The sequence below is a fragment of the Micromonospora globbae genome (genome assembly GCF_036184225.1).
Taxonomy (GTDB): Bacteria; Actinomycetota; Actinomycetes; order Mycobacteriales; family Micromonosporaceae; genus Micromonospora; species Micromonospora globbae.
Window position 1 is genome coordinate 4,780,664 of the sequence record NZ_CP108084.1, and the last position, 23,210, is coordinate 4,803,873.

Sequence of the window (23,210 nt, forward strand, 5' to 3'; positions counted from 1 at the left end):
TCTGCCGCCGGCAGAACCGCTGGGGCCACGGCCACCTCCGCGCGCACGCTGGAGGGGCCGGTCCCCCGGGCGGTCCCGCCGCCCGCCGGCACGGTGGAAGGCGGATTCATGATCGGGTACGAGCCGGTGCGGATGCTGGACGGCGGGCAGCCGTCCTTCGGTGACCAGGTCTTCGAGCGGCTGCTGAAGGAACGGATCGTCTTCCTCGGCGAAGAGGTGACCGACGCCTCGGCGAACCAGATCTGCGCGCAGATCCTGCTGCTCGCCGCCGAGGATCCCGACCGGGACATCTACCTCTACATCAACTCGCCCGGCGGCTCGGTGAGCGCGGGCATGGCCGTCTACGACACCATGCGGTACGTCCGCAACGACGTCGCGACGCTGGCCCTGGGCTTCGCCGGCTCGATGGGGCAGTTCCTGCTCTGCGCCGGTACGGCCGGCAAGCGCTACGCGCTGCCGCACTCGCGGATCATGATGCACCAGCCGTCGGGCGGGATGGGCGGCACCGCGGCGGACGTCACCATCCAGGCCCAGAACATGCTGCACGTGAAGCGGACCATGCAGGAGCTGATCGCCCAGCACAGCGGGCGCACGCTCGAAGAGATCCAGCGCGACTGGGACCGGGACCGCTGGTTCACGGCCGAGCAGGCCCGCGAGTACGGGCTCATCGACCACGTGATCACGCGGGCCGACGAGTTGTCGGCGGGATGAGACGCGACGGCGGCCGGCGATGGTCCCGCCGGCCGCCGTCGTCACTCGCTCAGGGCAGGTCGACGAAGTCGTCCAGGAACCCGCGCGCGGTGGGCGTGTCCATCCGGTAGGCCACGTTCGTGGCGTAGCAGGGGGTGTCACCGGTGATGGTGGTGGCCGCCAGCACCCGCTCGCCGCCGATGGTCACGAAGTTCGGGCCGCCGGAGTCGCCGTAGCAGGCCCCGCCGTAGCCGCGGCCGGTGTTCATCGCCAGCCGCACCCACGTCCTGTTGAGGGCGTTGAAGCCCACCTCCGCCTTCATCCGGACGCCCCCGCCCGGGTGGACGTGCCCGCCCGGCTCGCGCTGGGCCTCCTCGGTGCCGTACCCCACGACCTCCCATCGGGACGCGTCGAGCGTCCGGCTCCCGAGGGCGTCGAGTTGCCCGGCGCTCGGCAGCCTCGCCGGGGTGAAGTCCCACCGCCGGTCCAGCTCGGCGGCCTGACCCGGGTCGAAGGTGACCACCGCGATGTCCTGGGAGTCGGCCGAGTTGCCCGGGTAGGCGGGATTGGTGTGGGCCGTGCCCTCGACGCCGACCGCCGCGGCGACCTGCTCCGGGCTGAGCCCCGCCTCCCGCGCCCCGGCGAGCGCGCCCTCGACGTCCTGCTCGAGCGAGACGTAGAAGCGGGCGCCGGGCGCCCAGTCGGTGGTGCAGTGCGCCGCGGTGAGGAACACGTCGCGGTCGATCATGGTGCCGGAGCAGTACCAGTCGACGACGTCCGGGGTGGTGGGGTCGGCATCCCGGTCCCACTTGACCAGCAGGGCGCCGACCTCCGTGCGGTCCGGGGCGGGCTGGGAGTTGTAGGTGCTGATGGCCGAGGCCGGGGTGGCGCCGGCGACGGCCGCGGCGAGCGCCGCGGTGGCCAGGCTGGCGAGCAGTGCGGTACGACGCAAGAGACCCTCCGTCCGGGAAGCAGACACCGCCGGGCACCCCGACGGCGGCGGACGCGCCCCCTCATTCGCGTCCGACGCCCAGTCATGGGAATGCCAGGACGTGCCGATTCTCGATACGGCGCAGCCTATGCCCGTGGGGAATGGTCCGCGCGCGCTCGCGACGCAGCGTCTTCGGGCCAATTCTCGTTACATCAGTGGCCGGACATGCGCGTGTCGTAGCGGTCCCGGGCGGCCTCCACCTCGGCGAGGTGCGTCGTCGCCCACGCCTCGAGACCGGATACGAGGTCGAGCAGGCTGCGACCGAGGGCGGTGAGCGTGTAGTCGACCCGCGGCGGCACGGAGGCGTGCACCTCGCGCGTGACGAGGCCGTCGCGCTCCAACCCGCGCAGCGTCTGGGTGAGCATCTTCTGGCTGATCCCGTCGACGCGCCGAGCCAGGTCGCCGTAGCGCTTGGTGCCGTCGGCCAGGGTGAGCACCACCAGGACGCTCCACCGGTCGCCGATCCGGTCGAGCACCTGACGGCTACCGCACCTGCGGTCATAGGGATCCGGTTCCACGTCGTCACTCTCCCACGCGTTCGTTACGCACTTCAAGGTGCCTACTCTCCAACGGGAAGTGGCATGGCCGGATTCCGGTTGCAGCGGATGATCCAACCGACCGAAAGGAAGCACGCATGTCGATCATCGTCACCGGTGCCACCGGCCACCTCGGCCGGCTCATCGTGGAATCACTGCTCGGCCGTGGCGTACCGGCCGACGGGATCGTGGCGCTCGGCCGGGACACCACGCGGCTCGCCGACCTCGCGCAGCGCGGCGTGACCGTCCGGAGGGCCGACTACAACGAGCCGGAGTCGCTGCGCAGCGCGTTCGCCGGCGGCGAGAAGCTCCTCTACGTGTCCGGCACCGAACTCGGCCGGCGGGCCGAGCAGGCCCGCAACGTGGTCGCCGCGGCCCGCGAGGCCGGTGTCGGACTCGTCGCCTACACGAGCATCGTGAAGGCCGACACCTCCCGCCTGATCCTCGCCAGGGAGCACCGCGCCACCGAGGAGGAGATCGCCGCCTCCGGCCTGCCGTACGTCTTCCTGCGCAACAGCTGGTACATCGAGAACTACCTCCCGCAGATCCCCACGTACCTCGAGCACGGGATCGCCGGCGCGGCGGGCGACGGCCAGGTCAGCGCCGCGGTCCGGGCCGACTACGCCGAGGCCGCCGCCGTCGTCGCCACCACCGACGGGCACGCCGGCCGGGCGTACGAGCTGGGCGGCGCGCCGTTCACGATGAACGAGTTCGCCGCCGAGCTGTCCCGGCAGACCGGACGTGTGGTGACGTACACCGACCTCCCGGAGGAGAAGTACGTCGAGGTGCTGGTCGGCGCGGGCGTCCCCCGGGACTACGCGGCCCTCCTCGCCGACGGCGACCGCGGCATGGCCCAGGGCGAGCTGTACGCCGAGGGCGACGACCTCGCACGGCTCCTCGGCCGCGAACCGGTCACGCTGGCCGACGCCATCCGCGCCGCGCTCTGACGGCCCCCCGCCGCCCCGCGCGTGCTTCGGCGGGGCGGCGGGACCGCCCGAGACGGCCCAGGTCGGCGACGCCCAGATGGGGAACCCGGTGGGGCGCGACGGCGACCGCGACCGGCCCACCGGCCGTCACATGTCGGCCGGATGCGACCAGCCGGTCCCCATGCCGGACTCCTCCGTGGCGCGGTGCATGAGGATCGCCTCGCGGAGCTGCTCGCGCTGGCCGTTGGCGACGATGACCTCCACCACGACGAGCCCGACACAGCAGACGGCGAGCTGTCCGAGCGCGGCCAGGGCATGGCCCCCGTCGGTGAAGGGGATCAGCGCGACCAGGATCACGACCGCCGCCAGTCGGGGCCAGATGATCGTCCTGAGGATCTCCGTGATCCGGAGCTGGAAGGCGATGTGGGTGAGCAGGAAGAGCACGACTCCGCCGTAGAGCGTGTACAGCTCGAGCCCATCCACCGTCCAGGCCCGCGTCCCCCCGTGGGCGTCCGTGATCACCTCCTTCAGCCCGACGGCGTAGAGGATGATGCCGGCGATCATCGGCAGGTGCAGGTACGTGTAGCCGTCCCGGGCCAGGTCCACCCGCCGCACGGGTGGGCACCGGCGCAACGACTGCTCACCGGCCAGCGCCACGACGTCGAAGTAGAGCCACTCGAGGGCCGCCGCGACCACGAGGCCGAGTGCCGACGCCCAGAGGAGCCACCACGAGATCGGGACGTCCAGGCTGCTCAGTCCGATCGCGATGATCGACTCCCCGAGGGCCACGAGGACGATGAGCCCGTGCCGCTCGGCCCAGTGGCGGGCGGACAGCACCCTCCGGCGCGCCGGCAGGGCCATCCCCAGCCCGAAGTCGACGATGACGGCCGCCCCCCAGAACGCGGTCTGCGCGAGGTTGGCCTGCCACTCGATGTCGAACACCCGATGCGGCACGAGAGCGGCGCCGAACAGGAGCGAGCCCCCGCCGAGCAACGGCAGGGTGAGGACCACGAGGTCCTGGACGGTCATCTCCGGGAGGGCGTACCACCGCAGGGCCAGCATGAACACCCGCACGGCCACGTAGCAGGTGGCGAAGACGAGCGGTCCCTTCACACCGCCCGGCTCGTCCTCGAACGCCTCCCGCGTGGAGATCGCGAGAAGGAACAGGACCGCCGTGACGGCGAGCACCGCGGCCCTCGTGAGACCGAAGTCGGCGCGTACCCGGTTGGCGACCCACACGGAGATCGACCAGGCCCACCACAGGATTGCGAGGACGAGCAACCCGTTGACGATCCCGTGAACGGTGAACTCGTTGGTCACCAGCGTGGTGACCTGGACGAACGCGAAGACGAACACCAGGTCGAAGAACAGCTCCGAGGTGGTGGACGAGGTGCTCTCGGCGACCTTCTGGGTGCCCGGAGGTGCCGGGTGTCCCCTTTCGCTCGCGTCGTCGTTGCTCGTCACCGGCCGATTCTCGCAACGCGGCGAGGTGTCCCGGCGGCATTCGCGCCAGTGCGGGCGGCGGCGGCGCAGCTCTCAGGTGCCGGGACCTGGTGTACTGGTGAGGCCGGGCCCCGCCGATCCGCCGACCAGGGAGGCGCCGATGCCGGTCAGCGTCCCGCGCCGCGTCGTGACGACGGCGCTCATCGCCGTCTCCGGGGTGTCGGCGCTCCTGGCGGCCGGTACGCGGCCCACGTCGACCACCGTGCACCGGGTCGGCGGGACCGGCCAGGTGCAGGAGGAGGTCGTCGTCCACCCCCTCGGCATCCTCCTGCTGGTGTGGCTGGTGGCCGTCGCCGCGCTCGCGGCGTGGGCGACGCTCGCGTACGCCCGCGGCCGACACGTCACGGCCCGGCGGGTGCTCCTGGCCGCCGGACTGATGGGGATCGTTCCCGCGATCGTGCCCGGACTCGCCGCGCTGGCCGCACGGGCACTCGCCATCCGCGAGCAGTAGCCTCGACGGCCGGTGGCGCGGTCCACCGGCTCACCGGGCCCGGAGCAGCGCTGCGGCATCGTCCAGGAAGCGGTCCTCCGCCGCGGCGGCGGCCGGTGACACGTCCCGCAGGGTCGGGAAGTCGTGCACCAGCCCGGCCTCGCACCGGTGCACGACGGGCACTCTCGCGTCGACGAGCCGGCCGGCGTAGGCGTCACCCTCGTCGCGTAGCGGATCATGCTCCGCCGTCACCACCACCGCCGGCGGCATCCCGGTGAGGTCGGCGACGAGCAGGCTCACGGCGGCCGAACCCCGCACGGCCGGGTCCGGTAGCCACATGCCCATCCACCGTCGCAGGTCGTCGACGTCGAGCAGGAAGCCGCGCCCCTTCTCGGTGACACTGGGCATCCGGAGCGTGGGGTCGGCGTTGGGACACACCAGCAGTTGCGCCAGCAGCGACACCTCGCCGCGTAACCGCAGCGCCGCCAACGCGGCGACGAGGCCCCCCGCGGAGTCGCCCGCCACCGCGACCGGCGTCCCGTCGGCCGCGACACGCGCGATGACGTCGACCGCGTCGTCCACCGCCGCCGGCCACGGATGCTCGGGGGCCCTCCGGTAGTCGACGGCGACGACGGTCGTCGCCGTGGCCGCCGCGAGCCGCCGCACCTGGGCGTCGTGGGTGTCGAGATCCCCCAGCACAAAGCCCCCTCCGTGCAGGTAGACGACGACCGGGAGGAGGCCGGGCTGGTACGTCCGCACGGGCACCCCGGCGACCACCCCGTCGACGGTGGGCATCGCCGGTCCGGGTGTGCGGGCCGCGGCCCGGGCACGCGACGCCTCCCGCAGCGCCGCGATCTCCGGTACGCCGGTGCGGGGCTCGGCACGCGCGGACCGCAGCAGCGCGGCCAGTTGGGGATCAGCTATCCGATCGGTGGGCACGTGCCGAGCGTAGGACCACCTGGTGCGTCCCGTCGCTGATCGGCGCCGGGGCTGCCACGTCCGTGACCGGACCGCCTCCACCGCCGTCGCTGCGCGGTCAGTTCCCCACGACGGCGCTACGCTCTCTCCCCGATCACGTCTCCGCAGCCGGTGAGCCGAAGCCGGGCTGGAACCGCTCGGACGGCGCTCCGATCTCCGCCCACCAGCGCCCACGCCGCACCTCTGCACCGGGCACGTCAGCCAACACCCGGTCAGGATCGACCAAGCTAGCAACCGACTGCGCCAGGTCGGTTCGCAACTCGGCGACCGCCTCTTCCAGGGTGTCCTGCTCGCTCGGCCAGTCGATGTCGGCACTCCGCAGCCGCCGCTCGGCAGCCTCGAACACGACGTCCGAGTCGTCGACCGCGATCTCGAAACGGCAGTACAACTGCACGACGATCGGCTTCGCCTGCTCCACGCGCAGAAGCGTCCCACACTCCGCGAACAGTGGGGCACTCGTTCCATCTTGGCGGTGCAGCCTCTGCACGCCGTACCTCCTCGCCGGACCGCGGGTCCAGAGCTGATCGCCGTTGCCCCTCGACTCCCGCCCGCAGGCACCAACGGGCGTGGCCCGACCGGGGGCCGTGCCAGGATCCACCTGTGGGATTCTTCGATGAGCTTCCCCTCGAATCCGAGCCCCAGCCGGTGCCACCTCGACCGCCTCGGCCGGCCTGGATGAAGCCTGAGGCCGTACTGCCCGCCCGCGTGCCCCAGGAATTCCTGTTGGCGCACACGCCCGACGCCGCGGTCGCGGTTACCGACCTACTGGCGTTTCCTACCGGGTTCCAGTGCACTCTCGCCGCCGTGGTTCGCCGTGAACGGTTCGGCCTGGCGTTCGACCCCACGCTCCAGCGAGAGCTGTGGCGCCTGCGCGAGGAGCCGTTGCCGGATGAGTTCCTTCGGTTCGGGGTGCAGTTTCCCGATGGACGGGTCGCCACGAACCTGACCCAAGTTCCGTTCCCGCAGGTAGCCCTGCCTGCCGGCCCGGTGCTGCTGCCTGACAGCGGTAGCGGGAGCGACCGACGGTACGACATGGGTTTCTGGATCTGGCCGCTACCTCCGGCCGGGCCGGTTACCTTCGTCTGCCAGTGGCCGATCTTCGGCATTCCCGAATGTCGCTCAACCGTCGATGCTCAGTTGATCCTCGATGCCGCCCGGCGCGCCGTTCAACTGTGGCCCGACGACGATGGACTCCTGGAATGACACCCGGACGGCATGGGTGGAGCCGGCTCCTCCGTCATGGCTCTGGGGTCCAGGCCGCGACCAGGTCCAGTAGGCCAGGGAAGCGAGCGTTGAGGTCGTCGACGCGTACGTGACTGCGGCGTTCGAGTCCGTACTGGCGCTGGCGCGTGACCCCCGCTTCTCGCAGCGCCTTGAAGTGGTGCGTCAGCGACGACTTGGGCCGGTCGAAGCCGAACCAGCCGCAGGAGTGGTCGAACTGCTCTGACTCCAGGAGGAGTTTGCGGACGATCGTCAGCCGCAAGGGGTCGCTGAGCGCCCCGAGAACGGTCTCCAGGCGCAGCTCCTCGACCGTCGGCTCTGGCAGCGGTTCGGGTAGGCCGGGAGGGGCTGGGAGCACCTTGATGGCGGGTGGGGTGCCCGCGGTCGAAGACATGGGCAGCTCCTCATGATCCGACTCCATTGTACGACTCTAATCGTACTACATGCTAAGTTCGACTAAAGTCGTACTGCAAAGGAAGGCGGAGGGTACAGCTATGTCCGAGACCCGGAACGCGCCCATCCAGGCCATCGACGGGAGGCAACGAAGTGGCACCGTGGAACCCGGCGGACGATCCGGCGCTCCGCTGGGGTGGGTATGGCTGGCCGCCTGGCCGGTCACGGCCGTCTTCGTCCTATCGAACGCGGCAACACCGTTGTACGTGCTGTGGCAGCGCGACATCGGCTTCTCCAAGGGCACCCTGACCGTGGTGTTCGCGTTCTACATCCTCGGGCTCATCGGCTCGCTCCTGGCGTCCGGAGTGCTCTCCGACCGGATCGGGCGCAAGCCCGTGCTGCTGCCCGCCCTGCTGCTCGCTCTGGCCGCCTGTCTAATCTTCGCAACCGCCACCACCGTGGCCGCGCTGATCGTGGCACGGCTGTTCACCGGAATCGCCGTCGGCGCCGTCGTCTCGGCCGGCATGGCCGCGGTGACCGACGTAGCTGGTCCTGAGCGAAAGCGGATCGCCGCCCTACTCGCCTCCTGCGCGATGGTCTTCGGTGCCGGTCTCGGCCCACTCCTGGCTGGGGTGATCTCCGAGACGCTGCCCGCGCCGACCGTCACCGCCTTCGTCGTCGAGGCCGTGCTGCTCCTCACCGCAGTGCTCGCCGTGCTGCGCATGCCCCTCCGGCGTCCCGCAGCGCCCGCGAAGGGCGCCTGGGTGCGAGTGCCCGGCGTGCCGCGCGGCAACGGCCCTCAACTCGCCCTCGGCATCGCCGTGTTCGCGCCCGGCATCACCGCCACCTCCTTCGTGCTCTCGCTCGGCCCCTCGCTCCTGTCAGGCCTGCTCGGCACCACCAGCCGGATCGTCGCCGGCGTCATGGCCTTCGTCATGTTCCTCGCCGCCACAGGAGTGCAGTTCGCCGTGCAACGCCTCGACCGGCGCACCATCCTCACGGCTGGCGCGGTCAGCACCACGCTGAGCATGACTACGCTGATCGTCGCTGTGCACACCTCGTCGGTGCCGCTCCTCATCGTCTCCGCGCTGCTCGCCGGCGCAGGCCAGGGCATGGGCCAGCTCGGCGGCCTGTCGCTGCTCAACTCCAGCGTCCCGCCCCAGCGCCTCGCGGAGGCCAACGCCGCGCTCAACGTCGGCGGGTACGTCCCGGCGGGGCTGCTGCCGGTGTCCGCCGGTTACCTCAGCGACGCCGTGGGCCTGACCAGCGGTGCCACGGTGTTCGGTGCTGTCCTCATGGGCCTCGCGGTCATCGGCGGCCTGGTGGTCCTCACCAGTCGGCGCCAGGCGACGGAGCCAGCCTGATGGTCACGAGCCACACCAAATCTCGACAACGCCGCTTGGTCACCAATGCCGACCAGAACATCGAAGGTCGAGCGAACCACAACTCTTGACAGTTACTCAGCTCGATGGATACGAGGGGTCTGTCAAAGTGCTGCCCGCCCCCGGCGACACCGGCATTTGCGTGCCGGACCCGACCACGCCCGAACCAGAAGCAGATTTCGACGTTGATTCATGGTGGAACTGGCAGAACAACCAGACGGGAAACCCCACGACGGCCACCGACGAGGGCGAGCAGACGCACCTGGTCCGCGTAAGAACTGCAGCGGTCCAATGTTCTCGACACTGCAGACTGCATTGCCTATGGCTAACGCCGCCGGGCTGCCATCCCGTCGCCGTCGACCCGCCCTCGGGGAGCGGTCCGCCGCCCGGTGCGCCATGTTAAGCGAGCCTTGACGCCCGTGCGGACGCTGGCGGGTCGGGCGGTGGTCTGCTCGGCTCGCCCTGGTCAAGGGCAGGCGGGATGGCCTACCGCAACCACCCACGGATCGCGACCCGCCGACGGAGCCCCAGCCATCCTGGAGCCGGAGCGCCCCCCGCCGGAGGCGCTCTGACTGCCGCCGCCGGCTCGTGGCCTGGACATGCCGCCGGACATTGCTGACGTGGTCCGCTGGCTGCGCTACGCCTCCCTGCCGCTGCCTAATCTTCCGGCAGTCGGGGACCGTGCGGAGTGCGCTCGCCGTCCTAGCGGTGAAGCTCGACGGCAAGCCGGCCTCCGCGACGACCGTGCGTCGGAAGCGGTCAGTGTTCTACAACGCGCTTCAGTACGCAGTCGAGCTGGAAGAGTTGGAGTTCAATCCCATCGACGAGCTTCGCGTGCGGTCGCAACGGAAGAAGATTGCTGAAGCCGTCGATCGCCGGGTAGTAGTAAATCAGCGTCAGGAGCTGGAACTCCTGATTGCTGTCACCTACGTCGGCCAGCGGGGACGGAAGGCGAAACGTAGTGAGCGCTTGGTGGCGTTCTTCGCCTGCCTGTACTTCGCCGCGCTCCGTCCAGCAGAGGCTTTGGCGCTGCGAGAGCAGGACTGCGACCTTCCCGAGAAGGGATGGGGTCGGCTGACGCTGGCCAAGAGTCGGCCATAAGCGGGCAAGCGGTGGACCGATAGCGGGCAGGTTCATGACGACCGAGGGCTGAAGCACCGAGCCGAGGATGAGCCGCGTACCGATCCCGCCCGCGCTCGTGACGATCCTGCGCGAACAGATCGAGCGGTTCGGTGTCGCCAAGGACGGCCGCCTGTTCCAGAGTGAACGGGGCAACGTCGTTGCGGCCTCGACGTCCTCGCGTGTCTGGGATGAGGCCCGTCGACTGGCGCTGACGCCGCGCCAGGTTGACTCTCCGCTCGCTGGTCGGCCGTACGACCTGCGGCACGCTGCCGTGTCGCTGTGGCTCAATGCTGGTGTACCGGCAACCGAGGTAGCCGACCGGGCCGGACGCTCCGTGGATGTACTGCTCAAGGTCTATGCCAAGTGCATCGACGGCGCGGAGGCCACCGTCAACGACAGGATTGCTGAGGCTCTGACCGGCGTGGCATGGCCCGTATGATGGTCGCCGTTCCGGATCTTGCCCCGGTCGTGTCGACTGGCCTGGGCAGATGGCTCCAAGGTCATTCCACGTCTGTTCCGTGACTACGACAAACGGCAGCTTCCGACGGCCTATGACTGGACACCTGTTCTAATTGAGCAGTGCGCGTATTACCAGCTCAGATGGCGTTTCGGCTGCGTATCGAGGTGCCCCCGGCAGGATTCGAACCTGCGACACACGGTTTAGGAAACCGTTGCTCTATCCCCTGAGCTACGAGGGCGCGAGGGCTCAGTCTAGCGACCTGCGCGTTGATCCGGGATGGCAGGGAGTGGCCTGCGTTGACCTGGGTTGATCGGCCCGCACGGGGCGGGCGATGACCACACGTCGACCACACGAATCACGTCGACGACCGGAACCCTTGGCCTGGGTTGGCGGGTGATGACACTGGTTGACCCGGGTTGGCACCTGCTGGAGAGCACACATCCCACACATCATCGAAGATCAGCAACAGAAGGATTGCCGAGCGTGATGCAGCGGGAGACGCGAGAACCCGGCCCCTGGACACAATCCTCAACGGCGCCACCAACCAAGTGAACGGCCTCTCGGTCGCTCCAACCACGGTCGCCACGGTCGCCACGGCCGTCGAACCACTCGCCACCCGAAGCATCTGATCCGTAGTTCAGATGATCTTGCGGAGAGTGATGAGAGTGCGATGGCGTCCAGGCACGTCCGAGCCAATCCGGCAGGGTCCCGGCAGGTACGGCCGCATATCAGCTGGCTTGGATTTCGCGACGCCGTGCCCAGAAGGAGGGAAATCCGGGCCGGTCCCAATACGTCCGCGTCAGTTCGTCGACGTTCGAGCAGCCACGGAGCAGCCGTGAGCAACGTCCCTCGACGGTCGCGTCCAAGGACATCCTTGACCGTCGGTCTATTGCTGTTGGGATTCCTCGCAGGACGTGGGTGGTGCGACTTTGAGGCCGTCCCATGGAAGCTCGCCGACGGTTTGTCCGCTCTCACTCATCACCGGGGGCGTGCGCCGACGGGCTCTCAATAGAGAGTTCGGGCTAACGGCCGGCGAGGCAGGTTCCTCAGGCGTGTGCAAAGTGGCATGGTGAGCGGATGGGCTTCTTTGATCGCCTGCCGCCCGCACCTGTACCCGAGCCAGAGCCTCCGACGCCGCCGCGGCCCAGGTGGGCGAAGCCGGAGGCGGCACTCGCCGGCGTTGTAGCCGAAGAGCTCATCCTGGCTCACACGGAGGGAGCCGCTGTCGCCGTCACCGGACTGATGGCGTACCCGAACGGCTTCGAGTTCACTCTCAGAGCGCTATTGCGGCGTGAGGACCGACGTGGCCGCCTATTCGACCTCGGTCTCCGACATGGGTTCTTGCCCGATGAGCCGCTGCCACCTGAGTTCCTCCGGCTGGGCGTGCAGTTCGCGGACGGCGATGTCGCCACCAACCTCGGCCGGCCCTCGTTCCCGTCGCCGGACTCCGAGCCAACCGGCCCGGTGCTGCTATCCGACGGTGGCGGCGGGGGCGGACGGCGCTACGACATGCGTTACTGGCTGTGGCCGCTGCCGCCGCCCGGCCCCGTCTCCTTCGTGTGCGAATGGCCCGCACGAGGCATCCCGGAATCTCGCGCCGAGTTGGATGCCCAACTGATCCTCAGAGCCGCCGAGCGGGCCATCCATCTGTGGCCGGAAGACGAAGCCTCCGACTGACACCGCTCGCCGTCCCGGAGACGTAGCGGGCCTCGGCTGCGGGCGCCGGAGGCATTGGGGTTCCGGGGGTCATGTCCGTGCTGTCGTGTCCGGTCGGTGTCCGCACGTTGGGCAGGTACTGGGAAGCGCTCGTTGGCGTACGGCGCGGTGTCGTGCGGCTTGGCCGGCGACGGCTGCTGCCAGGAGCGCAGCTCCTGTGAGGAGGACCGCCGCGGTCGCCGCGATGAAGGCCATCGGGGTGGGTGCGCCACCGCGGCTGCCCCAGACCGCCTGGGTAAGCTGGTTGGCTCCGAACAGGCCGGCCGGGGTGGCAAGCAGCAGGGCCGCCCAGAGGCCGCTGTCGTCGGCCCGCAGGGCGCGGCCGAGCCCGACGATCAGGACCAGTGCGAACATCAGCCCACCGACCATGGCCAGGATCTCCGGGGTGGAGCGGTACGAGGTGAACGGATCGCCGCCGTTCGCCGCAGCGGAGAACGGCACGGACACGGCTGTTCCGAAGCCGACTGCGAGTGGCGGCAGACTCCGTCCGACCCGGCTGGGGTGGGTGGGTAGCGCGAGGGTGGCCAGGCCGAGCGCGATGGTGGGGATCAGCACGAACAGTGGCGGCCGGGGTTGCCCGATGAGGGCGGCCACGGGTGGTAAGGCGATGGTCAGTAGGAGACCGGCGGCTGCGGCGTAGCGGGCCCAGGGCCCGGGCAGCGTGGTGGCGGTGAGGCCGACGAGTAGCCAGGCGAGCCAGGCGACGGCGCCGAGGGTTTGGAACGGTCCGACCGGGTCGAGTCCGGTGATGCGGGGGTCGTCGAGTTCGACCTGGAGGAGCAGGAACACCGCGAAGGCGATCAGGGTGTTCAGCGCGGCGGTCGCGGCGAGTGGGAAGGCGTCGGCCAGCCCGAGGGCTCCGTATCCGCGCAGTCGTTCTCTGAGCCCGGCACAAAGCAGGTCGAGGGCATCATGCGGGGAGGGCCAGCGCGGCCCCGGGCCGACCAGGTCGAGGTACGTTCCGACGATCTCCTCTCCCCGCTCGACCTGATAGCGACGGGGGTAGGCGCGAAGCAGCCGCCGGTAGCGGCGTTCCAACGGCGACCTGGTCTCGGCCGGACCTGGGCTCGGGTCGGGCTGGTTCATGCCGGACCTCCGGTCGGGCGGAGCACGGGCCGGACCGCCGGCCCCGGACGGCCCGCGGAGCCGCGCGCCGGGATGCCGCCGGTGGGGCGGGCGCCTGCCGGGCGGGCCTTCAGGCGTTGGGTGGCGGCCTCGACGTTTCGGCGTAACCGTTCGGTCTCGGCGGCGAGCACCGACCTGCCCGCATCGGTGAGCCGGTAGTAGCGGCGGAGTCGTCCCTCGACAATCTCTTCCCGGTCCGGCTCGACCAGTCCCTCGTCGGTGAGCCGGTCGAGTGCGCCGTAGAGGGTGCCGGGCCGCAGCGCCAGGCGCCCGCCGGACAGCGCCGCGACGTCGCTGATGACGCCGTAGCCGTGCATGGGCTCCCGCGCGAGGGCGGTGAGGATCAGGAAGGTGGGTTCCTGCAGCGGCTTGGGTTTAGCCATAGCCCCAATATATCGGCGGCCGATCTATACCGGCGGCAAAGCGCCGAGAATTCGTGCACAGGCGGTTCGTCAACCCGGGACATGGCCCCGGTACGGCAGCTGCGCGGGGAGTCACGATGGCGGTTCCGGAAATCGGAACCGTGAAACTCGTTGATCCGCGATGGCGTGCTGTGCACGCGGTTCGGCCCCGACCCGACGAACCGACCATGGTGTGCTTGCGGCGTCAGATGCCGACCGTCAGAGGTAGCAGCGGTGCAGTGCACCTACTCCCCGTCATTGAGTTCGTCGAGTTCCCGTTCCTCTTCGAGGTCGATCGTGCGCCGGTAGTCAGGGTGGTCTTTATCCATCTTGATGGCCAGGTGCACGGGTGCGGGGTACTGGGTTCTGCCGTCCCAGGACACGGCGTGGTCGCACAGCCGAGCGGCGGCGATGGCGTAGCGGATTGGATTCTCGTCGCAACCGAGGACGACGATCTCGGTAGAGGTGTGGGCGTACCAGGTGTGGCTTCCGGCTTCTACGTCCGCAGTCCACCGGCTGCTGCTTTCGCCGGCACGGCTGTACCTGCGTCCGCCCTTGAACTGGCGGGGGATGTTGGACAGGATCCAGGTGTTGCGGGCGCCGTCGAGTTGGTACAGCGCCTCGGTCGTCTTGCCGAGGTACGGCTTTTGTTCCTTCTCTCCGTTCTTGGATTTCACGGTCTTAAAGCCATGTACCTCGACGGGACGCGGCAGATCGGTCGAGCCGGACGTCACGCGGACCACGGCCCGGGGCCGGTGCCCGCAGGAGCGGCTGTAGCCGGGCAGCGCAGGGCGGCCGTTCACCTGACCCGCAGCGTCCGGCTGCAGGTCGAGGTTCTTGTTGGCTAGCAGCGGCCACAGTGAGCGGCTGCTGTCCCCGGAGACCAAGAGCACGTAGCCGACTGCAGCAGCGAGGTGTGCTCGGAGTTGCCCGAGTGCGGTGTCGATAGTGTCTACCAGGGTGAGGTCCTGCCGGCCGCCCTCGGGGAGGGAATGTGATCGGAAGGCCGTGTTGGCGGTGAAGTAGTCCTGCCAGCCGGAGGGACCGCCGCGAGGGTGTCGTTTGGCCTGGTATGCCTTGACGTTCCAGTGCTGACCGTCGGGGATAAACGCCACGAGCGACCAGCTGATCCTCTTCGGGCCGAAGCGTTTCTGCCCGCGCTGCTCACGGACGTGGAGCCCGACGAAGGCGATCGGTTCGGTGATTCCGAACCGGCCGTACGCGAGCGCCTGGCTAAGGCGCGGGTGGACGAGGCCGCCGGCACGTAGCAGGTCGGCGACGGCGGCGTGACCCGCATGATCCTTGCGGAGCGTCTTACCCAGGGCGGTCAGTGCATCGTCTTCGGGCGGCGCCTCTGCGTTCCCTTCGTCCGGTTCGAGATCGTGTTGGTCGGTTTCGACCGGCTCGGGGTCGGGGGCGGATGTGGCCTGCTTGGTCTTGATGAATTGGACGAGGATCTCGTGTTGGGCGAGCAGCCGGCTCAGCACGGGTTTGGCGTCGGTGAGGTCGGGATCCTGAACCTTGCTGTCCTTCTTCCTGGAGGCCTTGCGTTGCGCCGCCCATTTCCGGGCGTCGTATTCCGTCTCGCAAAGGGCGAGTAGGCGGGTTCCGGCCGGCGCATCGAGATGGGGCAGCTTGGCGAGCAGAGCGGCCCGCTCGGTGTGCTCGCCATGGGCGAGCAGTTGGGCGGCGTGGCAGAAGACGATCTCGACGTTGGGGCCGACGGCGACGGCCTGGTCCTCGGGGATGCCGGTCTCGGCAAGTTCGGGTCGGTTGAGGTGGTACGCCAGCAGCCGCTGCAGGCGGGCGCGGGTGTGTTGCTCGCTGTAGAGGACGAGGATCCGCAGCCGTTGGCAGCCGGAGGCTGCGATGATCGCGGGGAGGGCGTCGTCGTGCAGTAGGTCGCTGTCGCGTCCCAGCGTCAACTGTCGGCGGGCGGCCTTGGGGAAGCGGTGTCCGACGATGTTGCTGGCGGTGATGTTTTCGACCTTCAGGGCAGTCGCGATGCGGGTGCTGAGTTCCCGGATGGTGTACATGCCGACGCCTCGGCCGATGGGGAAGCGTACGGATTTCGGAACCAGGGCGCGGAGCCTGCCGGGGACGCCGGTGAGGTCGCGGTCCTCGGGCCGGATGAGTTCCTCGCCGCGCAGGCGGGACCAGACGGTGAGCGCGAGGTCGCTGGTGCGTTCGATGCGGGTTCCGGACCCGCGGCCCTCGAACGCCAGCGACAGCAGGGGGTCGTCGAGAGAGTGCTGGGCGAGCCAGCCGGTGCGGGCGGAGCTTAGCCAGCGGCTGTACCAGGAAACGGCTGGGTCGGCGACCAGCACGGGGTGGCGCATCCAAGGCAGTGTCTTCATGGCCAGTTGCATGCGCAGCGTGGCGTAGTGCAGGTCGTCTTCTTGCTCGTCCCAGTGGCCGGTCCACAGCTGGTCGCTGTCCCAGACCGTCACGTTGCCGTCGGTGTCGTAGCGGAGGATGACGTCGGTGCCGTCGATGGTCCAGGGCTTTCCGGAGAGCCGTTCGGCGATCTCCCAGGTGGCGGCTTCCCAAACCCATCGTGGGGCGTCCAGCTGGTCGCCGTGCCACGTGAGCTGATCCCCGAGGCTGACCAACTCGGGTTCGACGGCGGCGAGCAGTTCGGCCAGCTTGCTGGCGTAGGAGACCTGCCGCGGTGCCGGTTCTCGGCGCGGGACTCCTCGAGGAGGTCGGCGACGGCGGCGACGACCGGCGGGGTGCCCGCGGGTGTTGTCCACAGGCTGTGACTCCCCGCCGCCCACGCCGCGACCGTGCACGCCACCACCGTGCGGATGGCCGTGCCGGTGATGGACATCGACCCACCCACCCGAATGGCCTGGCCCGCCGGGCGCGGCTGGGCGGTGCTGCTCGGCGACGCCCTCGCCCCCGTGCGCCCACATACGGCGCGGGGCGCGAACAACGGCATCGAACAGGCCGCCGGCCTCGTCACCGCACTCACCCAACACCACCGCTGGGGCGCCGACCTGGGCGCGGCCCTGCACGGCTGGCAACGCCGCCACCTGCCCGCCGCGGTCGCCGCCGTCCACCAGGGCCCCGCCATCGGCGCCCGCCTCGGCCTCGGCCATCACCCCCACTGAGCAACCTCTTCGACCTGACCCATCCACCGGCGGCGGACGCGTGACCTGCCGCCGGCCCCGACCGCCAACCCCGCACGCCACACCCGGCGCTCGCGGAGCCACCTACGACGAAGGAGCCATCCATGCTGCACAACCAGCCGGCCCGGCTGCCGGTGACCTCGATCAGCGACCTGCTCGCCGCCGTGCCCTACCTGCTCGGCTTCCACCCCGCCGACAGCCTCGTCACCGTCGGCCTCACCGGCCACCGCATCATCGTGGCCGCCCGCGCCGATCTCCCTGAGCCCGCCACCATCCCCGACTGGGCGCCCCGGGCGGCCCGGCAGCACCTCGCCCTGCTGCGCAACGTCGACGCCACCACCGCCCTCCTCATCGGCTACGGACCCGCCACCACCGTCACCCCGGTCATCGACGCGATCACCCCACCCCTGCACGCCGCGGGCATCACCATCGTCGACACGCTGCGCGTCACCGACGGCCGCTACCATTCCGCGACGCGCTAAGACGATATCGGCACCATTAGCCGCCAGATCGGCGAAGGTGTGCACACACTATAAGTGAAGGATAGCTACGCCTGTGTCGATTCTTCGCGGGCCTTAACGGAATCGGTTGCAACAGTTTTACGGTCTTCCGACAGGCCGACAGCAAGACAGACGCACCCCGCCGCCGTTGCTACGACGAATAGCATGATAATTCCCCACAGTCGATGCACGGGCATGGTGAGGAGAGCGACGGCGGCTGCGATGAGCAGAAGAAGCAACCCGGAGCGGATCTTGGCGTTGGACATGCCGAAATCATATCATCGACCCATAGACAAGTTTCGGGGGCCCGGCGAAAGCTCGCGGACCCCCGAGACTTGTCAAATTGCCATTACAGGTAGCTCGCCGAGGTCGACTTTCTCAACTTGGCAGGAGCGCCTGAGTAGCTGATACTGAACAGGCCCCAGGCAGCGCTGGCACTGAAGCCGGCAGTGCCGTCCTGATTGTGCTCGAACTGGAACTGCGCACCGAGCTTCGCCGAACCGCAGTTACTGGCGCCCGTCTTGTTGTAGGTGACCTTGAAGTATCCGTTGTCAGTCAGCAGTTTGAACCCGCTCGTGCGGTCACGGATGCCGAAGATCGGGCTTCCGTTGACTCCGCCGTCATCGACGTAGGTCTGGCCGGTGTAGTCGACGCCGGCGTAGTCGGCCGCCTTCCTTACCAGCGATCCAGTCCGGAAGCAGCCGCCCCGAGGTTCGACTGAACGGTCGCAACATCGTCGGGGTTGCTGCCGTTGACGTAGTTGTCGCGGAAGTTCCACGACCCGGTCACCACCCGGTTCAAGTACAGGTCATAGTTGAGAGTCATCGCGACGCTGAAGGCGTCGGTCGGGACCGCTGCGAGCGTCCCTGCCGAGGTGGCCTGAGGCTTGGCCGCCTCCCGTGCCGCCAGTTCGGCCTCCGCCTCAGCGGAGGTCAGGTCCCGGTCGATGCCGTTGATGCGGACCTGCATGGGGGGAAGGCCGTACTTCGTCAGGAGCTTGTCGATTCCCGTGTAGTCCGTCGGATGCGCGTCGGTGTACGCGTCGATCTCAGCCTGGGCAGCAATTCTCCAATCCTTTGCCATGGCCGGGGTGTGTCCGGTCGACGCAATGGCGATTGCGCCCAGTACGGCAATCGCCATCCGGACGCTGATAGAGCGATACTTCACTTCCCCTGTCTCCCTACTGTAGACGAGATGGGGGGCCGCGCGGAAAAGATGAATTGCGGGCACCACGACTGCGCGAAATCGCCGCGAGTTCACCTGACGCCCATACTCCCCGTTTGAATCCCCGTTGAGGAAGATCTCAACGCATAGACGAAAGACTGTCAACCGCCTCACGTACAGTAGTCGCGACAGTGTTACTGTCGGTATTCCCCTTCGTCAATGATCCGGCGGCTCTTGATATTGGCACGCTCGGGCTGGGCGAAATGTCGCCCAGATTGCGACAGGCGGGCAAGGGTAGACCCTACGCAAAGTTACCTCAGCGTAGATGGCGGCGACACCATTCGTAGCGACCCAATGTGCCCGGCTGTCTCCATCTGAGCCGGGATCGCCACGAAGGACAGCGCTGATTGTCGACGGATCATGGCCGGATCGAGGACGAGTCGGCATGGAGGGCAACTTGTCTTGTTTGGTCCGACGGCTGTCGGCAGACTCCTGTCAGGCATATTCCTGAGTCGCCGCGCAGACGCCGACAACATGTCCCTGACCGAAATCCAGGTGAGAGGTCCACGGCGGCCGGGAGCTGTACATACGGCGATACCGACCAAGTGCCAGTAGGACACACACGGCGATGAGGGCGGCGGTGACACGGATCGCGCCCAGGCACCAGCTCATGGAGGACGCGGGAGACCAGCTCGACGGTGGGCAGCAGCGCCAGGGGCGGCCAGACGGCGACGAGCTGGGTGATGTGGTTCGGCCGGGCGTGCAGGACGTTGGCCGCCACCGACGCGGCGACGCCGAGGGGGAGGGTGGCCCGTACCGCCCATCGCAGCCTGCGTAGCTGCTTGCTGGTCATGGTGCTCTCGGCGGTGGGCGTCGCGACCGGGACGGCTGCCGGTTGTGGCGTGTTGCTCATCGCGCGGGCCTGTCGGCGGAGCGGCGCGGGTCGCGCGGGGGGGGACTGTAAGACGAACGGTGTAACTCCTGATCAAGGAGCAGCACCTGATGTCTGAAGGATCGATGGCCGCCGTGGATACTTCCGCGGTGGCGAAGAATGGGCCGGGACTACCGGCGGACGGTGTCGACGCAGGCCTGGTCGCGCAGTTGGTGGAGCAGGCCCGGGCGGCCGGGTTGCAGTTGACTGGTGATGGCGGGCTGCTGCAGCAGCTCACCAAGCGGGTCCTGGAGTCAGCGCTTGAGGGTGAGATCACCGACCATCTGGGCTATGACAAGGGCGACCCGGCGGGCAAGAACGGCGGGAACTCCCGCAACGGTGTGCGGGCCAAGACTGTGCTGACCGACGTCGGCCCGGTAGAGATCGACGTGCCACGGGATCGCGACGGGAGCTTCTCGCCGCAGATCGTGCGCAAGCGTCAGCGCCGGTTGTCCGGGGTGGACGACATGGTGATTTCCCTGTCCGCCAAGGGCTTGACCACCGGGGAGATCCAGGCCCACCTGGCCAAGGTCTACGGCGCCGACGTGTCGCGGCAGACCATCTCGACGATCACCGACAAGGTCATCGACGGGATGACCGAGTGGCAGAACCGTCCCCTCGATGCGGTCTACCCAGTGATCTTCCTCGACGCGGTGCACGTGAAGATCCGGGTTCTGTCGCCGATCTTGTGAAGTCTCAGTGCGCGAGTAGGACGCGTTTGCGGAGTAGGTCGAGGCCGGCGCGGCCGAACATCTGTCGTTTGATCATTTTCAGGCGGTTGATGGTGCCTTCGACGGCGCCGGAGCTGTGCGGCAGGGTCAGGCCGTTGCGGATGGCGTCGAGGTCGCGGCGCATGTTGCGGGCGAACGCGGCCAGCGGCGCGAGGGTGTCGTGTTCGACGGCGACGATCCATTCGTCGAGGCGGTTGCCGTGGCGGCCGGTCATCATCACCGCGAACGCGCGCACGTGTTTGACCAGCCGGTTCAGGTCACGGTCGCGGTGGCGCAGGTCGCGCAGCTTGGCGGCGTCGCGAGGATCGAGGTGGTCGGGATGGGTCATGATCCACGAAGTGACCTGGCGGACGGTGGGTGGTTTCGGACCGGGGTGCGGGGCGTGACCGCGGCCGGTGCGGAAGCGGCGCAGGTAGCGCTGAACGGCGAGTTCCCCGCCGGGGTAGCCCTGTTGCTGGATCTCGCGGAACAGTTGGGTGGCGTTGCGTTCGCCGTCGTTCCAGCGCTGGTGCAGGTAGCCGGTGAACGGGTCGACCAGGTGTGAGCGTTGCTCGGTGACGGCGGTCAGGTCGGCGAGGCTGCGGGCGTTGACGAACTTGCGCACCGTGGCCTGGTGCAGCCCCAGCTTGCGGCCGATCGCCGCCTTGGACATGCCCTGCGCTGCCAGTTCCTGCACGGCGGTGTAGTGCTCACGCAGCCGGGTCACGATCTTCTTCTCCGGTAGCGGCCGCACCAACTGCGGCGGCGTGTCCTCGGGAGGCGGAGGTCCTGGCCGGGCGAGCTGGGCGCGATGGGCGTTGACTGTCTTCTCCACCGCTTGGCCCAGGTTCTGCCAGAGGTGGAACCGGTCGGCGACCTGCACCGCGTGCGGGGCGCCCTGCCGGGCGCCTTCGCCATAGCCACCGGCACGGTCGCGGCAGATGATCTCCACCTCTGGGTGCTGCGCGAGCCAGCCGGCGAGGCTGTCACCGTCACGACCGTCGAAGACCTCGACTGGGCGGCGGGTGGCCATGTCGACCAGGATGGTGCCGTAGTGGCGTCCGCGCCGGAACGCGAAGTCGTCGACACCCAGGACCGTCACCGCGGTCCCTGCCGGGTCCGGCAGGCCTTTCACCAGCCGCAACAGGGTGTCACGGCCCACGTTCACTCCGACGGCGGCAGCCAGCCGTGCGCCGGCACGCCCGGCCAACGCAAGCCCGATCCGGGTGAGCAGTTCCCGCAGCCCCTGGGTGAGACGGGCATGCGGAGCGGTCAAGCCGTCGACCTGCTCGACGAAGGTCACCGCCGGGCAACCGCGGTTGCCGCAGCGGAACCGCCGCACCCGCACCTGAAGCAGCACAGCCACCCCGGCAACCGTGAGGTCGCGCAATCGCCGCAGGTAACGGCCATGAACGCGACTCGATGACTGCCGGCAGCTACCGCACTGCGCCGTCGCTGATCGGACCCGGGCGGAGATCACAACTGCCTCGTGGCGCTGTTCAACGCCGTCGATCAGCAGGTCGGACAGGTGAGGCAGCAACTGCTCCACAAGCGAACACGCCGAACATGATCAGTGGGTGGCGCGTCGACTTGCCACGACCGTCCACATCACAAGATCGGCGACAGAGCCAAGATCCGCGATGGGAAGGTCGCCAACCGGCCCATCTACCTGGCCCTGGCCGTCACGGTCGAGGGCACCCGGGACATCCTGGGCCTGTGGGCCGGCGACGGCGGCGAAGGCGCCAAATTCTGGCTGCAGGTCCTCACCGAATTGAAGAACCGGGGCGTCGCCGACGCGTGCATGGTGGTCTGTGACGGGCTCAAAGGGCTGCCCGATGCCATCGGCGAGGTGTGGCCCGAAGCTGTCGTGCAAACCTGTGTGATCCATCTGCTGCGCGCCAGCTTCCGGTATGCCGGTCGGCAGCACTGGGATGCCATCGCCAAAGCCCTGCGCCCGGTCTACACCGCGCCCACCGAAGCCGCCGCCCGAGCTCGGTTCGCCGAGTTCGTCGAGGCCTGGGGCGACAGGTATCCGGCGATCGCCCGGTTGTGGGAGCAGGCGTGGGCGGAGTTCGTGCCGTTCCTGGCCTTCGACACCGAGATCCGCACCGTCGTCTGCAGCACGAATGCCATCGAGTCGGTCAACGCCCGCATCCGCCGGGCCGTGCGAGCCCGCGGTCACTTCCCCAACGAGGCCGCGGCGCTCAAGTGCGTCTACCTGGCGATCATGAGCCTCGACCCGACCGGGCAGGGCCGCCGGCGCTGGACCATGCGCTGGAAACCAGCCCTCAACGCCTTCGACATCGCCTTCGAAGGACGCCTGTCCGCAGGCCGAAAGTAGTCGTCAACAACCCGAGTTACACCGTTCGTTTGACAGACCCCTAGCTGGCGTGCATCCGCAGCGCCGCGCGGTGCCTTCGACACCGCACGAACCGCATGATCTTCACCGTCAAGATCTGGTCGACGCGGTCCCGCTGGCTCTACTGGCCGCCTTGTGCTGGTAGTAGGCAGACCGATTGCAGAGCTCGCACGCATACTTGACGTTGCGCCGGCCGGCCTGCTCGCCCTTGGCGAACGGAATACATCCATCGGGGTTTCCCTCACGAAGAAGCCCGTCGCCCGCTTCAAGTCCACGTCCTCGCGCAGCCGGCGGTTCTCCCGTCGCAGCTGGGCCAGCTCGGCCCGTTCTTCGCTGGTCAGCCTGTCGTTACGCGCGTGCCAGCATCGCGTTCGGCCTGCCTCCACTCAGTCCCGCACCACGGTCCCGGTCAGAGAGAAGTCCTTGGATACCTGCCCGATCATGCGGTCCCCGCCGGCATGGCTCCATGATCTCAACCTCGAACTCCGCCTTGGACGATCGCCTACGCCGAAGCGGCTTCCTCCACCGCGCTCTCCGGGTT

General features: G+C 68.8%; 22 protein-coding genes, 1 tRNA gene and 3 pseudogenes. 12 read left to right on the forward strand and 14 right to left on the reverse strand.

The features are described 5' to 3' along the window. Positions 1-108: 108 nt before the first annotated feature. The gene (locus OG994_RS21475; protein WP_120327465.1) at positions 109-711 is read left to right on the forward strand and encodes an ATP-dependent Clp protease proteolytic subunit; all 603 of its coding nucleotides are present in this window, start codon (positions 109-111) and stop codon (positions 709-711) included. A 49-nt stretch (positions 712-760) separates the two neighbouring features. Here OG994_RS21475 and OG994_RS21480 read toward each other — a convergent pair whose 3' ends face one another. After that, positions 761-1,642 (reverse strand): trypsin-like serine protease, encoded by an 882-nt coding sequence (locus OG994_RS21480; RefSeq protein ID WP_328850756.1) that lies wholly within the window; start codon positions 1,640-1,642, stop codon positions 761-763. A gap of 191 nt (positions 1,643-1,833) precedes the next feature. Then, positions 1,834-2,157: a winged helix-turn-helix transcriptional regulator gene (locus tag OG994_RS21485; protein ID WP_328850757.1), complete on the reverse strand. Its 324-nt coding sequence runs from the start codon at positions 2,155-2,157 to the stop codon at positions 1,834-1,836. Between the two features lie 158 nt (positions 2,158-2,315). Here OG994_RS21485 and OG994_RS21490 point away from each other — a divergent pair, with 158 nt between their 5' ends. Beyond that, on the forward strand, positions 2,316-3,164 hold the full coding sequence (locus tag OG994_RS21490; RefSeq protein ID WP_120327463.1) for an SDR family oxidoreductase: 849 nt from the start codon (positions 2,316-2,318) through the stop codon (positions 3,162-3,164). 126 nt (positions 3,165-3,290) lie between these two features. Here OG994_RS21490 and OG994_RS21495 read toward each other — a convergent pair whose 3' ends face one another. Continuing rightward, positions 3,291-4,607, reverse strand: a complete 1,317-nt coding sequence (locus OG994_RS21495) for a low temperature requirement protein A (protein WP_328850758.1) — start codon at positions 4,605-4,607, stop codon at positions 3,291-3,293. 139 nt (positions 4,608-4,746) lie between these two features. Between OG994_RS21495 and OG994_RS21500 the strand changes: the two genes are divergently transcribed. Further along, positions 4,747-5,097 carry a hypothetical protein gene (locus OG994_RS21500; RefSeq protein ID WP_328850759.1) on the forward strand — a complete coding sequence of 117 codons (351 nt, stop codon included), beginning with the start codon at positions 4,747-4,749 and terminating at the stop codon, positions 5,095-5,097. A 30-nt stretch (positions 5,098-5,127) separates the two neighbouring features. Here the strand turns inward: OG994_RS21500 and OG994_RS21505 are convergent, their stop codons facing one another. Both OG994_RS21505 and OG994_RS21510 read right to left on the reverse strand, forming a co-directional pair. Further along, positions 5,128-6,015, reverse strand: a complete 888-nt coding sequence (locus OG994_RS21505; RefSeq protein WP_328850760.1) for an alpha/beta hydrolase — start codon at positions 6,013-6,015, stop codon at positions 5,128-5,130. 133 nt (positions 6,016-6,148) lie between these two features. Then, on the reverse strand, positions 6,149-6,472 hold the full coding sequence (locus OG994_RS21510) for a hypothetical protein (protein ID WP_328850761.1): 324 nt from the start codon (positions 6,470-6,472) through the stop codon (positions 6,149-6,151). A 257-nt stretch (positions 6,473-6,729) separates the two neighbouring features. Here OG994_RS21510 and OG994_RS21515 point away from each other — a divergent pair, with 257 nt between their 5' ends. Continuing rightward, complete coding sequence (locus OG994_RS21515) at positions 6,730-7,257, forward strand: hypothetical protein (RefSeq protein ID WP_328850762.1); 528 nt, start codon at positions 6,730-6,732, stop codon at positions 7,255-7,257. Positions 7,258-7,291: 34 nt separating this feature from the next. Here OG994_RS21515 and OG994_RS21520 read toward each other — a convergent pair whose 3' ends face one another. Then, positions 7,292-7,669 (reverse strand): ArsR/SmtB family transcription factor, encoded by a 378-nt coding sequence (locus OG994_RS21520; RefSeq protein WP_328850763.1) that lies wholly within the window; start codon positions 7,667-7,669, stop codon positions 7,292-7,294. A gap of 100 nt (positions 7,670-7,769) precedes the next feature. On the opposite strand from OG994_RS21520, the gene OG994_RS21525 reads away from it, so the two are divergent. The 3 genes from OG994_RS21525 to OG994_RS21535 all read left to right on the forward strand — a co-directional run bounded on the left by OG994_RS21525 (position 7,770) and on the right by OG994_RS21535 (position 10,611). Further along, positions 7,770-9,032 carry an MFS transporter gene (locus tag OG994_RS21525; protein ID WP_328850764.1) on the forward strand — a complete coding sequence of 421 codons (1,263 nt, stop codon included), beginning with the start codon at positions 7,770-7,772 and terminating at the stop codon, positions 9,030-9,032. Positions 9,033-9,758: 726 nt separating this feature from the next. Beyond that, positions 9,759-10,151 carry a hypothetical protein gene (locus OG994_RS21530; RefSeq protein ID WP_328850766.1) on the forward strand — a complete coding sequence of 131 codons (393 nt, stop codon included), beginning with the start codon at positions 9,759-9,761 and terminating at the stop codon, positions 10,149-10,151. A 67-nt stretch (positions 10,152-10,218) separates the two neighbouring features. Then, the gene (locus OG994_RS21535) at positions 10,219-10,611 is read left to right on the forward strand and encodes a hypothetical protein (RefSeq protein ID WP_328850767.1); all 393 of its coding nucleotides are present in this window, start codon (positions 10,219-10,221) and stop codon (positions 10,609-10,611) included. Positions 10,612-10,797: 186 nt separating this feature from the next. Here OG994_RS21535 and OG994_RS21540 read toward each other — a convergent pair. Beyond that, positions 10,798-10,870, reverse strand: a tRNA-Arg gene (locus tag OG994_RS21540). A gap of 839 nt (positions 10,871-11,709) precedes the next feature. Here OG994_RS21540 and OG994_RS21545 point away from each other — a divergent pair. Continuing rightward, a complete protein-coding gene (locus tag OG994_RS21545) occupies positions 11,710-12,309 on the forward strand; it encodes a hypothetical protein (protein ID WP_328850768.1) in 600 nt (199 codons plus the stop codon). 69 nt (positions 12,310-12,378) lie between these two features. On the opposite strand, the gene OG994_RS21550 is transcribed toward OG994_RS21545, so the two are convergent. The 3 genes from OG994_RS21550 to OG994_RS21560 all read right to left on the reverse strand — a co-directional run bounded on the left by OG994_RS21550 (position 12,379) and on the right by OG994_RS21560 (position 16,627). Continuing rightward, positions 12,379-13,434, reverse strand: a complete 1,056-nt coding sequence (locus OG994_RS21550) for a GlsB/YeaQ/YmgE family stress response membrane protein (protein ID WP_328850769.1) — start codon at positions 13,432-13,434, stop codon at positions 12,379-12,381. Further along, the gene (locus OG994_RS21555) at positions 13,431-13,856 is read right to left on the reverse strand and encodes a PadR family transcriptional regulator (protein WP_328850770.1); all 426 of its coding nucleotides are present in this window, start codon (positions 13,854-13,856) and stop codon (positions 13,431-13,433) included. The genes OG994_RS21550 and OG994_RS21555 overlap by 4 nt, the downstream gene beginning before the upstream one ends. A 263-nt stretch (positions 13,857-14,119) precedes the next feature. Next, positions 14,120-16,627: an RNaseH domain-containing protein gene (locus OG994_RS21560; protein ID WP_328850771.1), complete on the reverse strand. Its 2,508-nt coding sequence runs from the start codon at positions 16,625-16,627 to the stop codon at positions 14,120-14,122. A gap of 9 nt (positions 16,628-16,636) precedes the next feature. On the opposite strand from OG994_RS21560, the pseudogene OG994_RS21565 reads away from it, so the two are divergent. Both OG994_RS21565 and OG994_RS21570 read left to right on the forward strand, forming a co-directional pair. Beyond that, positions 16,637-16,987 (forward strand): annotated as a pseudogene (locus OG994_RS21565) (monooxygenase); the annotation flags it as partial. A gap of 122 nt (positions 16,988-17,109) precedes the next feature. Next, the gene (locus tag OG994_RS21570; RefSeq protein ID WP_328850772.1) at positions 17,110-17,487 is read left to right on the forward strand and encodes a DUF4192 family protein; all 378 of its coding nucleotides are present in this window, start codon (positions 17,110-17,112) and stop codon (positions 17,485-17,487) included. 65 nt (positions 17,488-17,552) lie between these two features. Here OG994_RS21570 and OG994_RS21575 read toward each other — a convergent pair whose 3' ends face one another. The 3 genes from OG994_RS21575 to OG994_RS21585 all read right to left on the reverse strand — a co-directional run bounded on the left by OG994_RS21575 (position 17,553) and on the right by OG994_RS21585 (position 18,672). Then, a complete protein-coding gene (locus OG994_RS21575; protein WP_147427355.1) occupies positions 17,553-17,771 on the reverse strand; it encodes a hypothetical protein in 219 nt (72 codons plus the stop codon). Between the two features lie 83 nt (positions 17,772-17,854). Next, positions 17,855-18,283: a hypothetical protein gene (locus tag OG994_RS21580; RefSeq protein ID WP_328850773.1), complete on the reverse strand. Its 429-nt coding sequence runs from the start codon at positions 18,281-18,283 to the stop codon at positions 17,855-17,857. Beyond that, positions 18,181-18,672 carry a hypothetical protein gene (locus OG994_RS21585; protein WP_328850774.1) on the reverse strand — a complete coding sequence of 164 codons (492 nt, stop codon included), beginning with the start codon at positions 18,670-18,672 and terminating at the stop codon, positions 18,181-18,183. Before OG994_RS21585 ends, OG994_RS21580 begins: the two co-directional genes overlap by 103 nt. A gap of 1,014 nt (positions 18,673-19,686) precedes the next feature. Here OG994_RS21585 and OG994_RS21590 point away from each other — a divergent pair. Beyond that, positions 19,687-20,271: pseudogene (locus OG994_RS21590) on the forward strand (transposase); the annotation flags it as partial. Between the two features lie 25 nt (positions 20,272-20,296). Here OG994_RS21590 and OG994_RS21595 read toward each other — a convergent pair. Continuing rightward, positions 20,297-21,859 carry an ISL3 family transposase gene (locus OG994_RS21595; RefSeq protein ID WP_204985350.1) on the reverse strand — a complete coding sequence of 521 codons (1,563 nt, stop codon included), beginning with the start codon at positions 21,857-21,859 and terminating at the stop codon, positions 20,297-20,299. A gap of 81 nt (positions 21,860-21,940) precedes the next feature. Here OG994_RS21595 and OG994_RS21600 point away from each other — a divergent pair. Continuing rightward, positions 21,941-22,651: pseudogene (locus tag OG994_RS21600) on the forward strand (IS256 family transposase); the annotation flags it as partial. Positions 22,652-23,210 lie beyond the last annotated feature (559 nt).

Excerpts from the sequence above, each read along its gene's own strand:
- OG994_RS21475 (WP_120327465.1), top strand. The coding sequence starts at position 109 with ATGATCGGGTACGAGCCGGTGCGGATGCTGGACGGCGGGCAGCCGTCC.
- OG994_RS21490 (WP_120327463.1), top strand. The coding sequence starts at position 2,316 with ATGTCGATCATCGTCACCGGTGCCACCGGCCACCTCGGCCGGCTCATC.
- OG994_RS21500 (WP_328850759.1), top strand. The coding sequence starts at position 4,747 with ATGCCGGTCAGCGTCCCGCGCCGCGTCGTGACGACGGCGCTCATCGCC.
- OG994_RS21515 (WP_328850762.1), top strand. The coding sequence starts at position 6,730 with ATGAAGCCTGAGGCCGTACTGCCCGCCCGCGTGCCCCAGGAATTCCTG.
- OG994_RS21520 (WP_328850763.1), bottom strand. The coding sequence starts at position 7,669 with ATGTCTTCGACCGCGGGCACCCCACCCGCCATCAAGGTGCTCCCAGCC.
- OG994_RS21525 (WP_328850764.1), top strand. The coding sequence starts at position 7,770 with ATGTCCGAGACCCGGAACGCGCCCATCCAGGCCATCGACGGGAGGCAA.
- OG994_RS21535 (WP_328850767.1), top strand. The coding sequence starts at position 10,219 with ATGAGCCGCGTACCGATCCCGCCCGCGCTCGTGACGATCCTGCGCGAA.
- OG994_RS21545 (WP_328850768.1), top strand. The coding sequence starts at position 11,710 with ATGGGCTTCTTTGATCGCCTGCCGCCCGCACCTGTACCCGAGCCAGAG.
- OG994_RS21550 (WP_328850769.1), bottom strand. The coding sequence starts at position 13,434 with ATGAACCAGCCCGACCCGAGCCCAGGTCCGGCCGAGACCAGGTCGCCG.
- OG994_RS21555 (WP_328850770.1), bottom strand. The coding sequence starts at position 13,856 with ATGGCTAAACCCAAGCCGCTGCAGGAACCCACCTTCCTGATCCTCACC.
- OG994_RS21570 (WP_328850772.1), top strand. The coding sequence starts at position 17,110 with ATGCTGCACAACCAGCCGGCCCGGCTGCCGGTGACCTCGATCAGCGAC.
- OG994_RS21575 (WP_147427355.1), bottom strand. The coding sequence starts at position 17,771 with ATGTCCAACGCCAAGATCCGCTCCGGGTTGCTTCTTCTGCTCATCGCA.